This is a genomic window from Streptomyces sp. NPDC050658, from assembly GCF_044457025.1.
Taxonomy (GTDB): Bacteria; Actinomycetota; Actinomycetes; order Streptomycetales; family Streptomycetaceae; genus Streptomyces.
Genome location: NZ_JBITGM010000015.1, coordinates 196,026 through 209,010 on the forward strand (window position 1 = coordinate 196,026; position 12,985 = coordinate 209,010).

The 12,985-nt window shown below is 65.7% G+C and carries 7 protein-coding genes; 5 read left to right on the forward strand and 2 right to left on the reverse strand.

Annotated elements, in window-relative coordinates; genetic code table 11:
* Positions 1–22: 22 nt before the first annotated feature.
* Both nadB and ACIBKX_RS37560 read left to right on the forward strand, forming a co-directional pair.
* The gene (gene nadB / locus ACIBKX_RS37555) at positions 23–1,654 is read left to right on the forward strand and encodes an L-aspartate oxidase (RefSeq protein ID WP_363277560.1); all 1,632 of its coding nucleotides are present in this window, start codon (positions 23–25) and stop codon (positions 1,652–1,654) included.
* A gap of 173 nt (positions 1,655–1,827) precedes the next feature.
* Positions 1,828–3,099 carry a B12-binding domain-containing radical SAM protein gene (locus tag ACIBKX_RS37560; RefSeq protein ID WP_363277561.1) on the forward strand — a complete coding sequence of 424 codons (1,272 nt, stop codon included), beginning with the start codon at positions 1,828–1,830 and terminating at the stop codon, positions 3,097–3,099.
* An 88-nt stretch (positions 3,100–3,187) separates the two neighbouring features.
* On the opposite strand, the gene ACIBKX_RS37565 is transcribed toward ACIBKX_RS37560, so the two are convergent.
* On the reverse strand, positions 3,188–4,930 hold the full coding sequence (locus ACIBKX_RS37565) for an ABC transporter ATP-binding protein (RefSeq protein WP_363277562.1): 1,743 nt from the start codon (positions 4,928–4,930) through the stop codon (positions 3,188–3,190).
* A gap of 77 nt (positions 4,931–5,007) precedes the next feature.
* Positions 5,008–6,435: a hypothetical protein gene (locus ACIBKX_RS37570; protein WP_363277563.1), complete on the reverse strand. Its 1,428-nt coding sequence runs from the start codon at positions 6,433–6,435 to the stop codon at positions 5,008–5,010.
* 2,310 nt (positions 6,436–8,745) lie between these two features.
* Here ACIBKX_RS37570 and ACIBKX_RS37575 point away from each other — a divergent pair.
* The 3 genes from ACIBKX_RS37575 to ACIBKX_RS37585 all read left to right on the forward strand — a co-directional run.
* Entirely contained in the window at positions 8,746–8,916 is a 171-nt protein-coding gene (locus tag ACIBKX_RS37575; protein ID WP_363277564.1) for a hypothetical protein, read from the forward strand.
* Between the two features lie 291 nt (positions 8,917–9,207).
* A complete protein-coding gene (locus ACIBKX_RS37580; protein ID WP_363277565.1) occupies positions 9,208–10,887 on the forward strand; it encodes a hypothetical protein in 1,680 nt (559 codons plus the stop codon).
* 287 nt (positions 10,888–11,174) lie between these two features.
* A partial coding sequence (locus ACIBKX_RS37585; protein ID WP_363277566.1) for a DUF6603 domain-containing protein occupies positions 11,175–12,985 on the forward strand: 1,811 nt, incomplete at its 3' end.

Consider the following 12,985-nt stretch of genomic DNA (forward strand, 5'->3'; position numbering starts at 1 on the left):
CTGCCGTCCCGCGGAGGCATCTGTGCCACACGACCGTCTCCTTCCCGCGTCCGCACACTTCCGCCAGCGGGATGAGAGCACCGACTTCGCCGTCGTCGGCACTGGTGTGGCCGGGCTGACCGCCGCACTTTCCCTCAGCCGCCTCGGCTCGGTCCGCCTCTTGACCAAGTCGACGCTCGGCGGCGGCTGCACACCGCTGGCGCAGGGCGGCATCGCCTGCGCCAGCGCACCCGACGACTGTGCCGAGCAGCACGCGCGGGACACCGTCACCGCCGGCTGCGGTCTCACGGATGAGGCCGCGGCCCGGACGGCCACCACCGCCGCGCCGTCCGTCCTTCAATGGCTCGCCGACTGCGGTGTCGTATTCGACCAGGGACCGGACGGACTGCTTCGGCTGGGCCGCGAGGGCGGCCACCTCCGCCACCGCATCGCACACGCCGGAGGAGATGCCACGGGCGCGGCAATCTCCGCCGCGCTCGTCGCCGCAGTGCGGGGAAGCCCCGGGATCACCCTTGTCGAGCATGCCTTCTTCCGCGATGTGCTGCTCGACGTACAAGGACAAGCAGCGGGAGTGCTGTACGAACAGGCGGGGGGCGAGGTTCGGTTGGCATCTCGCGCGGTCATTCTGGCCACGGGCGGATATGCGGGTCTGTTCCCGGTCACCACCAACCCTGCCCAGCTGACCGCGGACGGGGTCGCCTGCGCGCTGCGTGCCGGAGCGGAATTGTGCGACATGGAGTTCGTGCAGTTCCACCCCACCGCCTTATGGGCACCGGGCCACGGCGGCCAGCTGCCCCTGGTGTCGGAGGCGGTACGCGGCGAAGGCGGGCGGCTTGTCGACCGCAGTGGACGAGCGATCATGGACGGGGTGCATCGGCTCGGCGATCTCGCCCCGCGCGACGTCGTCGCCCGTACCATCGCCCTGCGCCTACGTGAAGACGGCGCGGACCACGTCCTGCTCGACGCACGTCACCTCGGCGCCAAGGGATGGGCCTCCCGGTTTCCCACCATCCGGGCGCACTGTCTCTCCCACGGCATCGATCCTTCCGACCAGCCGATCCCGGTCGCGCCTGCGGCGCATTACACCTGCGGGGGCATCCGCACCGACCTGGCCGGCCGTACCTCGCTCCCCGGCCTGTACGCCTGTGGAGAGGCTGCCTGCACCGGGCTGCACGGCGCCAACCGGCTGGCCTCCAACTCCCTCTTGGAGGGCGTCGTGTTCGCCCACCGCGTGGCCGCCCATCTCACGACCGAACCGCCGCCGCGCCGCGAACCCGCCGGCCCGCCCCGGTCTGCGCCACTCCTCCCGGCAGCCGCACGCAAGTCCCTACGCGTGGCCGCCGCCGCAGGCGGTGGCATCCTGCGCTGCCACGACCAACTGTGCGAAGCACTGAACGAGCTCGAGAAGCTGCCCACCCTGCCTCCTGGCCCTGTCAGCCGCGCGGACCGGGAGACAAGCAACCTCCACCTCGTCGCCCTGGCGATGCTCCTCTCCGCCCTCCACCGCACCGAGAGCCGCGGCAGCCACCACCGCACCGACTACCCCACCCCCGATGGCACGCGCGCACCAGGCCACTCCCTGATCCGGCACACACCGGACGGACTCATGGTCCTCGACGCCATCCCGCTCCGCGCCCGCCGAAGGTCACCGTAAGCGCACCGGGCTCCATCAGGCCGCTCAACGCGAGCTGCGGGCCGCTGCCGAAGACCAGACGCAGATGACGCACATCGAATACGACGAAGCATCGGTACGGGGTGAGGGAAACGGATCCGTCCGTGACATAGGACGTTGCGTTGAACGGCACTGGACCAACCCAAGGATGACCGATGCCGCACGTGCGCTTTGTTGTGCCCGAGGACGAATCCGTTCGCCACTATTTCCAGATGCCCTTGGACGTCGCCACGGCTGCCGCCGTTCTGCGGCAGCAAGGGCACACGGTGAGCCTCTGGGATCGCCGCGCCGACGCTGAACCCCCGGATGAGCAGGCCGTCGACGGGGTAATTCTGGTCACCGCGATAGCGGACCGGGCCCAGTGCTACCCGCTGGATGTGGCACCGATCCGTGAGGCCGTCCGCAGCGTGCGGGGGCTGCACCCGGGGGCATGGATAGCGGCGTGCGGTCCTCATGCCACTCAGATGCCGGCCGCAACGCTCGATGCGCTCGATGTGGATCACGTCTGCATCGGGGAGACGGACGCCGCTTCCGTGTACGCGGCCGGTGCGCTGCTGGGTGGCACAGCGGCCTCCGACGTGCTCGACGCCCGGACAGCCGATGCCGAGTTCGATCTCGCCAAGTTGCCGCTGCCCGCCTACGACCTGCTGCCCATGCACCGCTACCGGGCCGAGATGTTCGACGGCAAGCACCTCTATCACGGCCCCAGTGGTCTGGTATTCGGCGCGCGAGGCTGTACGTATGGCTGCACGTACTGCCATCTGCCGTTCGGAACCCGCATACGGACCCGTCCAGTCGAACGCGTCCTGGCGGAGGTCGATGCTCTGGCGGGGACGGGCATCTCGTCGGTGTTCTTCCTCGACTATGTCTTTGGCATCACTCCTCCGTTCTATCGATCACTGTGCCAAGGGCTGAGCCGGCGCCGCGTAACGTGGACCGGCCAGACTCGTGTCGAGATCGTGCTGAAGAGCGACGTCCGGCAGTGGGCCGAAGCGGGATGCCAGGGCATGTGGCTTGGCGCCGAGTCGCCCGCTGTATCCATGACCGGTGTCGACAAGCGGGTGACAGACGACGCCATCCAAGCGGCGGTGACCAAGCTGGAGACTGCCGGGATTCAACCGTTCACCTTTGTGCTCATCGGCCTGCCCGGTGACCCGTCCTGCCGGAGCGGCACCATCGTGGACTGGGCCGCGCAGCTGCCTGCCAAGTTCGGGGTCAACCAACTGTTCCTACGCCCCGGCACCACGCTCTACGACGAGTTCGCACCGCGCTATCTCGGCGGCAGGATGCCTGTGACATGGGATGAAGTGAAGGCGGTCACCGAGACATACCGGCGCGAGTACCCGGTCGACCTCGACGAGCTGGACGAGCGTCTGCGCGCACTCCCCAACTATCTCGGCAACAGTTGGCAGCCCTATGCCCTATGAGTGAGGCGCCGACTTGGCGCGCCCGGACCGAGATCCCGCCGCCCCCAGCGGGAACCCAGGTGCACCCTGCCGAGCAGCCCCGGCTCACTCAGACGCTTCCGGCGATCTTGACAAGTTGAGCGTAGTGATCGCTGTGGGCAAGGAGGTGCTGGTGAGTTCCGTGGTCGGTGATGCTTCCTTGATGGAGGAGGTAGATATGGTCGGCACTGGCTGCGCTGGCGACGCGGTGCGTTATGAGTACGACCGCTTGATGGGGATGGGGTTCGGTCAAGACGGTGAACAGATCGTTTTCCGTCTGGGCGTCCAGGGCGGCGCTCGGTTCGTCGAGGATGAGCAGATCGGCGGAACGGTAGAGCCCGCGGGCGAGGGCAAGTCGCTGCCACTGGCCGCCGGAGAGGTTTGTGGCGCCGTGGTATTGGCGGTCCAGTTGAGTGTCGACTCCGTCAGGCAGGGACGTGAAGATCTCGTCCGCATGACTTTCCCGTAATGCCCTTGTGAGTCGGCTGGCGTCTGTGCCATCACTCATCGTGACATTCTCGCGGCCGGTGAAAGCGTAGCGAGTGTAGTCCTGTTGGACGATGGCGATACGGGAGCGGAGGGAGTCGGGATGGAAGTCCCGTGTGTCCGTGCCGTTCCAGGTGATGGAACCACCCGTGGGTTCATACAGGGAGGCGAGGAGCATGGCCAGCGTGGTCTTGCCGGAGCCGTTGGGCCCCAACAGGGCGATGGTGGTGCCGGGGCTGATGTCCAGGGTGATGGAGCGGAGGGTGTCGTGGGGGGATCCCGGATACCGGAAGGAAACGCTCTTCAATTGAATATGAGGTGAGTTGGGCACTGCACGGCTTCCCGTAGCGGCTTCATCCCGCTCGGCATCGGTTTGGCTGATACGGGCCAGGTCTGCGAGAAACATGGCGTTGGCCTGTACTCCGGTGGACATCGTGATCAGGGTGGCAGTCTGGGTGCGGAGGTTGAGCAGTGCGTAAGCGCTGGCCATGGCAGCCCCGGCCGGCAGGTCTGTATGGGCCAGAGTCAGACCCGCCGTTGCCACGAACAGCACGCTGCTGGTGAGGCGTGCCACAGCGGTGCGGGCCTGACAGCGAATAGCGGTGCGGCAGGTGGTGTCCGCTACGACGGTGGCGATCCGGCGCCAACGCTCCTGGATCCAAGGGGCGCTCTGGAATGCCCGGATCTCTCTGGCGCTGCCGGGAGTCAGCATGAGCTGGTGGAGGTAGGTCATGTCGCGCTGCTTCGGGATCAGTGCGGTCGCTGCCGAGTAGGTGTCGGTCAGATTGCGGATCTCAGCGAAGGCCAACGGCGCGAGGGCGACCGGTATCAGAAAGGCGAGGAACGGGCTGATCAAGAACACCGCGGTGGAGGCCGCCACGCTGGACAACACGGTTGAGACGGTCTTCGTGGCTTGTGTAATCGCCGTCGAACACTGCAGTGCACCGGCATTCGCGCGCTGGAGCGCGTCGAAGAACTCGGCGTCCTGGAACGAGATGAGCCTGGCACGTGTGGCTGCCTGCATCACCTGTTCTTGCGCGGTGATTCGGACCTGTTCGCTGAGCCGTGTCGTGGCCAGTGTCTCGACCTGCTGGGCCAAGGAACGGCCGGCCAGCGCGGCGACAAACCCCGTGCAGCCGCTCACGGCAGTGGCCCATGAAGTGCGGTCCTGGAGCGCAGCTATGAGGTCGGCAAAAGCCTGCGCGGAGGACAAGACGCTGGCGGCCACCAAGACCGCTGCCAGGAGCTGTGCCCCCACCACCAGTTGGAGCCAGCCACGCGCGGCCCGCCAGTTCAGGACAAGCGCATGACCCGCTCCGCGCAGCACAGCGCCTGATCCGGACGTGTGCGGAAGTCTCCCCAATCCGGGGCGGCGACCGTGGCCCTCTACCCCACCGGTTCCGCTCACAGAGCCTCTAACAGATCGTCAAGCCCCTTTTGCCGCCGTCGCAGAGCCTTCGAGATATCCACGGCGGTGCTCGTAACCAAAGGCATGTGTTGGGCCATCTCCGCCAAGTGCTCCAACTGACGCGGACTCACCGGGCGGGCAGCCCAGCACACCCACTGCGCCGTGAGGAACTCGGCGCGCGGCGCCGCCGGCCTGGCCTCCTCACCCGCCACGGGCATCGAGGGCAGCACCACGCCTGCGAGTGGAGCTTCCAGCACGCAGGCGACGCCGTCGAGCACGGGGTGGACGCAACCTCTGCCGCACTCACCGGAGTTGCTCACCCGGACGTACGGGTCCGGGCACATGACCCAGCCACCGGCCTGCAGATCCCGCGCTCTCCTGGCAAACTCGCTCGCCCAGCTCAGGGGCACCAATAGCAGCCCATGCCCCGGGTGCCACAGGGCAAGGCTGTGAACGTCCACTTCATCGCCACTGCAGGAGGCCGCGTCAGAGTAGCAATTCCGTAGCGCATCAAGCCAACTGATCGTCTCTTCCAAGGTACGCAGACGAGCGATCAGCGAACCACCCCGGTAGAGCAAGAATAAATTGTGTGGCCGCTCCACGGTCAATGTAACCGGAGCGAAAACCCCGTGATCCACGGCGTGAAGGGACAAATATTCCTCAAGGAGCACCGTGGCGTCTCCCCGCGTTGCCACCCCCAAGATGCGCTGTCCGCACGCCACCGCACGGCACACCGTGTCAGCCTGGGAGACAACGTTGACCGAGCACGACGAAACGGCCTCACTGACCGTCACCGACTTCCCTGCGCCCAGTTCTTCAAGCAACAGTGACGTGACTTCATCGTAGCCGGACAGCAGCTGTGGCTCTTTCCCGGTATCCAGCAAGACCCCCGTGGGCGTGCCAAGTCGTGCCGCCTCAGTCGCAAGCCTTTCCAGCGCTGAAACATTCAGGTCGCCTGGTGGCCCGAAAAGGCTTGGCGGTTCTCCCCCGGCCAGAACAACCGAAAAGTCGCTCGCCCCGGAAGGCCAGACACAGCCCTTGGCGTAAGAGAGCAGGTTCGCCCGCAACTGGGCGCAGAAGCCACACTCTTCGCTGACGGCGACGACAAGTACCCGCCGTGGCACAGCCACCCGAGCGGCCGCGGCCAGAACAACCCCACGCTGCCGATCCCGGTCCTCCACCCAGCGCGCGGCCTCTGGCTCCCAGACCTCATCCGCATTCCGCAGGCGCAGCAGGCCCGCCGCACTCCAGGCCTGCACGCAGGCACGCTCCTCGTCCTCGAGCGCCCGCTCCAGTCGGCCGGCGAAGGCGTCCTCCAACCACCGCATCGCTTCGGTGTTGAGGTAGGCGCCGGCCGGCGATTGCGTGTGGGCCAGAACACCCCCGCCCTCATTCAGGCGCACGATGGTCGCATCGGGTTCCACATCCAGGACACTCCGCACAGCCACTCCCGTCACTGGGCCTTCCATTTCATCCGGCCAGAATGGAGACGTCCACTGTTCTGACCGGCAGGCTTCTGCCGGCCAGAAACAAGATTTCCGGCCGGCAGGGAAACCGTCAGAGCCTAAAGCCCTAGCCCAAGCACTGGGAGTACCACTGATTAATCACCACGCAGGGACCCACCTGGCAACATGTTGGTCCAGGCCAGCCCATACCGCCGCATTGCCCAAACAGAGGGGCGCAATCCATGGGTGCCGCAAAGACGTGTGTGAACATGTTCCGCCTCCCGAAGAGAAGAATCTACGTGCGATGCGCATCACCAAGCATTCGATGAGGCGTCGCCGAGCCTGACAGAGGACCAGTTGAACGACCGGGCCGCTGAAATCCTCCTGCGGAGCCCTCCTCTCAGCTCACTGAAATTTCCCGTCCAACGTTTCCAGTGGAGCGGATCGCGGGGGTCGAAACCACACATCTCCTCACCGGCCAACTGATGCACCACCAAAGGGAAATGCCCGGCACCAAGCCGCCGAGAAGCCCCCGCATGCGCCATTACCGTGGTTTCAACCCCCTGGCGAGGGCCGCCTTGACCTCATCGAAAATTGCACCACTACAACCCAGCACCGTCCATGGGGTCACCACCATCTAAGTGGGTCACACCGATCAACATTGTGCGCTTGTGAAGGTCTGCACCTGAGCGCAGGCAGCGGACAACACCGGCGGCGAGGTGCCGCTCCCCCCACAGCGCGCAGCCCAGCGAGTCCGTGAAGAACGAATGTCAAAACTTCATCAACCCACGAGACCCGGTGAGATGGTGCTTGGCCGTACCCCCGTTACTCGTGGGACGACCGCACAGACCGGCAGCCCATCGGGCCTGCGGCGGCAGACACGTCCCGCACCCTGGGAACTTCCCCTCACACGTCAACCGCCGGCCCTCATTTGCGGCTTCAAACGGGGCGTGCGCAAAGTGCGCGGGGGTACGCACCGGCCTCCCACAGACACCTGTCACACACGCTTGTCCCTGTCCGGACAGCGTCGCTTTACTACCGCCCTCGCACAGCGCACCCGTTCCCACGATCAAAAGGCGTGCCAATGGAAGGGAAACCCACCGTGCAAGATCCTTGTCTATGTGCCGAAATCTTATCCGCCTGGACAGCTGTATCCCCAGGCAGAATAGAGCCACGCAGGTTCGAGGATCCGCTGGGAAATGGCCAAACACCAGCAGGCGATCCGAACAGCGATAGCTCGCACACACCACGAGGCCCCGTCTGCGTCACGGGACGCAACCACCACGTCCAATCGACGCAGCAGAGCGGCTGCCAGGCGACACGTTCCCGTTAGACGACGTCGAGCAACTCCCGGCGAGCGTCGCGTGGTCCGCGCGCGGTAGATGCCGCTCCCGGTTCCCGCGATGGCCCACACCCTCTGCCGGTTATGGAAGGCCCTGTGGCAGTTGCCGCAGTTCCCCTGACAAGGGGACCCCCCCCGCTGGCTCCGGAGTGGGAGTGGACCATGAAGTCGTGCAGGGCGCAGAGTGCTGTGGTCGGTTTCACAGGCGGCTCCGGGAGCCTCGGGCAGGGCATGGCGGGTGGCGGGGCCATCGGTGGTGTCGCAGGGAGCCCCGGCACCGCAGGAAACGGCGGAGGCGGAGGAGGAGGAGGCGGCGCCGGGCTCGGTGGCTTCACGCTTGGCGGCGGCGGAGGCGGCATTGGTGGTGGCGGCGGAGGCGGCGGCGCCCAAGGGGCCAGCCAGCATCCCGCACAGGCCGTTTTCAAACCGTTCAGCCAAGATGACCCCACTATTCCCTACAACTCGTTCGACGACAGTGCAGGATTCGGTGGCGCTGGTGGCGGCGAAGGGGGAGGCAAAGGCAGTCCTGGAGGCAATGGTGCCGCCCGCATCACCTGGTAGGGGCCACACCCGAATCCTCCTCCCCCATCTCCGAAGCACCCTCTTCGCTGAGCGCGAGGGCTGGCCTGCGCTACAAACGAGACAGCCCCGGTTGCCCCTTAAGACCGTCTTGCAGCACGGCACGACGCGCCGCGCCTTCATTTCCGCCGCGCAACAACCAATGTTTCTACGGCACTTGGTTCGTGCGCCTCTCCATCCTTTTCGTCATGGCACCCCTGCAAGCCATTCAGGATGGACCAGTTACAGCCAGCGCATATTACGAATCTTTGCCCTTTCCATGACCAATATGATCAAGTCCTGACAGGCGATCACCGAACGTGACCGCCCACAACGAGGCGTGCATCAGTACGCACACAAGCCCACAACAACCTTGTCAGGAGAGAAACATGAGGCTCAGACGAGTCGCTGCAACCGCCATCCTGCTCACCGTCATCACCGGCGGAATCAGCGGCGCGACAGCCACGGCCAACGAGTCGGACTCGGGAGAGACCAAGAAGGAGATCACGCCGCCGTCCTTCATGGTCAGCACCCCCAAGAGCAAGCACCAGGCTCCTTAGGGCACGGCGAAGCGCCTCGGCCGCCCGTGTGCGCCAGGACACCGTTCTGGCGCACACGGGCGACACCATCCACTCGTGCGCGCAATGCGATATCGGCAGCCAGCGGAGCGGACGCTCCTCGAGGCGCCTGCGCGGCTCCGAGGGGAGAAACCTGTGACGGCGACATACGACTTGGCGGGTCCTGGCGGTCAGGACATCCACGTGCCATGGAAGGGGCACCCTGCGATGCAAGCGTATGACGCAGTCTTCTCCGCACCCGCGCATATTCCGTGGGGTCAGGGAGTTCAAACGGTGGAAGCAAGCCTCTTCGGCTTGTACAAGGCGGCAAACGGCCAGCACACCTACGACCGGTACGCCTGGGACCCCTCTGAAGACAAACCGTGGTGGGATGACGCTCCCGCAGAGTCGGGCACTCTCACGGACCTCTTCAACGTCGACCCGTTCACCGCCAAGGGCGGGACGAGCCTGGACGGCAGCCAGCCCCTGGACGCCGCACTCTGCCTGGACAATCCAGAGGCGATCTACCTGTTCCAGGGCGGCCTCGTCCGCAAGATGTCCGTCCACCAGCCGACGTACAAGATCCGCGACACGGACACCTACGCCGAGCCGATCGCCCAGGTCTTCGGCAGCTCCGACAACAACCCCGCCTTCGCCTTCGACCGCATCAGGTCAGCTCTCTACTCGCCCAACGGCGGCGGTAACTCCGGCAGGATCTGGTTCTTCGACCACAACTCCACCAACTGCGTCTCCGTCGACGCCGACACCTACGACCAAGGCGGCAACAATCCGGCCGCCATCAACACCGTATGGAATCTCGACGGACTGCCCAGCCAACTCGCCACCGCCCTCACCACCGCCGGCACCCCCTTCTGGGCCACCACCCAAATCCTGGTGACGGACAAAACACATCACGTGAACGGCCAATCCCAGGACAAGGGCTATTTCGGCGCGGGCACCAACGCGTGGTGCCCCTTCACCCTCAGTACCGAAACCCCGACCATGTCCCTGTTCACCGACCCTGGCGACCACACCTACACCGTCGCCGACGGCGTCACTGCCGTCACCGTCGAACTCTGGGGGCCAGGAGGGGACGGCGGCAACGGCGGCGGCTACAGCGGGGGTTACAGCCCTCCCGGCGGCAATGGTGGAAACGGCGGGGCCGGTGTCTACCTCAGAGAGATCCTGAGCGTCGGCGACCTCACCTCAGGGCCCGGTTTCCATGTCGGTCGACCCGGCGACTACACCTGCTGGCCCGCTCAAAGTCCCACCCTTATCGCCGCAGGCGGCGGAGGAGGAGGTGGCGGCGCCAGTGGCGGCTTTGGCGACGGCGGCGGCGCCGGCGGTAATGGCGACACGGACGGCGGCACCGGCGGCGACGTCTACGCCGACGCTGCAGGCACCGGTGGCCGCAGCGGGAGCAACGGCGGCCAGGGCGGCGCCGGCGGCACTGCCCACAGCGCCCACAGCGGAGGCGGCGGCACCGGCGATGGCGGCAGCGGGGTCGGCGGAGGCGGAGGAGGGGGCGGAACCGACAGCGGCGGCGGGAGCAGTGGCGGCCAGGGCAGCGACGGCAGCAACGGCGGCAACGGCGGTACGGGCGCCAGCAGCGGCGGCAACGGCGGCGCCACCGGGGCGGGCGGCGGAGGTAGCCACGGCGGAGGCGCCGGTGGAGGGGGCGGAGGCGGAGGCGGCGGAGGCGCGGGCAGCACCCCCGGTGCCGCTGGGGGCGGAGGCGGAGGCGCCGGCAGCGCCGGCGGGGGCGGAGGCGGCGGGGGTGGGGGCGCTCCGGGCAACCCGCTCGTGCGGTCAAGCACCCATGTGGGCCTGGGCACTGATGGCACGCCTTCCGGCAACCCGCCCAGCACCGTGGCGACCGGCGGCAATGGGGGCAGCGGTGCCAGCCATGACAACGGCGGCAACCAGGAAAACGGCGGCAGCGGCGGCAACGGCGGTGTCCGGATCACCTGGTAGGACGCTGTCAGGCCTCTCTCGATCTGGGTGTCGTGCCTGGACCTATTGAGCAGAGGTCATTGGCGGCAGAGGTCATTGCAACTGGTGCACATGCCGGTCCAGCGCCTCAGGGTGTTCTGGAGGGTTCGACTGAACAGCGCCTGGCCCGAGAGCTCTCGGCCAGGCGCTGTTCAGTGAGGAGGGTCCGGGACTCCAGGCGAGGGGCAGCGGAGGGAAACGGACCTATCAAACATGAACCCACCTTTTGCATCCAAGCTCATGTCGAGACGGGTAGATGGGAGTAAGAAATGCATGGCGCCGCCAAGAATGACCTAGGGGACGACCGGCCGGATTCGACCGGAATAAAAGTAGTCGATCCTGCGGAACAACACGCTTCTACTGGGTCCGCCACTGTCTGGGTAAATATTTCCAAACAACTTGGCCTATTAGACATCCAACGCGTTGGACTTTCTTACGAGTCGGGCAGCGGAGGAGATTCCGGCGATGTATGGATCTGGCTGGATGCAGCTCTGTCGACTTCGGGCCTCAAGGTTGAGGTAGCCGGACTCGGACTCGGCATTCCACTCGACGGCACCTTTGCGCCCATGATGGAACTTCAGGGCCTTGGAATCGACTTTGACCGTCCGCCCGTGAGGCTTGCCGGAGCTTTCGTCAACCGCCAGCCCACGACGGATCCAAACTATAAATTGCAGATAGAAGGCGGCATGATTTTCGCGGTGCCTTCATTCAGCATGGAAGCCTTCGGAGAATATATACGACTCATCGAGCCGCCGATTACCTCAATGTTCGCCTTCCTTCAGCTTCAGCTCACTTCTGAAACAGAAGGAACTCCGCCGGAAGGAATTGAGGTATTCCCCGGCGTGATGCTGACGGGGGTCTGCCTCGGCCTCGGGGTGAACAGCCAGCTGCGCGTGCCGGATCCTGCCAACGTGCTGAAGTTCCCGCTCGTGTCCTCGCTCATGTCCGACTCGACATTGAGTCCGCTGGGGATGGTGGAACAGCTCACCACGCCCGGCCAGAACGACCATGACGCGTGGGTCACGCCGCAGGACGGTGGGTTCTGGTTCGCGGCCGGGATCGCGGCGAACATCGTCGAGGTGTTCAACATCTGGGGACTTGCGGTTGTCTCGATCCCGCAGGGCGGCAACTGGGCGGCCGCCCTGATCGGCACCCTGGACATGGTTTCGTTTAAGGGCCTGTTCAAGGTCAAGGCCGCCTTGGAAGCCGAAGTCTCATCCGAGCTCGTGGCATTCGGCGCCACTCTCGCCCCCGGCAGCTACATCATCAGCGACAGATGGTTCAGCCCCTCCGGCGGAATAGACTTCTACGCATACATCGGCGGAAAGAACAAGGGACAGTGGGTGCTCACCGCGGGCGGATACCCGTCCAACTTCAGCACACCGCCCGGATACCCGCCGGCCCCACCAAGAATTGGAATCAACTACTCAGAGGACATCGGAATCGCCGACCTCGAGGCGTCTATGAAGGCATATCTGATGTTCTCCAACGCCGGTATGGCGGCTGGCGGCACCTGGGATTTCAGCATCACCGGGACGTTGTGGGAAGTCGAGGTGAAGATCTACTTCTCGCTGTCCATCGACTTCATGGTCCAGTGGTCCCCCTTCTACGCCAGCATCTCTGTACAGGCGCGTGTCGGCGGACGGGTCAAATTCTGGATCTTCAGCGCGTCGGTGGAAGTGTCCTGCACGGGCTCTGCGTGGCTTCCGCCCTTCGGCGGAGAAGTATCGGTGAAGCTGCCGTTCGGCATCCACCCGTCCTTCCCCTTCGGCAGCCAGCCCGCGGTACCCGACTGGCTGTCCTGGGACGACTTCGTCACCCAGATGCTCCCGAAGGACGGGCGTCTGCTGACCAAGGCAGAGTCTGGGCTCATGGCTGTCCCGGGCACCTCGGACACCGCGCAGAAGACTCTTCCGGTGAAGGCATCCGGATCCGCGGGCCCCTGGAACGTGTCGATCCACGGATTCAGCTTCTCCACACACTGTGTGGTCCCCTCCACCAGCATCACCGTCAACGGCACCACCCCCGCCAACATGTCCCAACGCCCCCTGGACGTACGCCCCATGGGACCCACCAACGC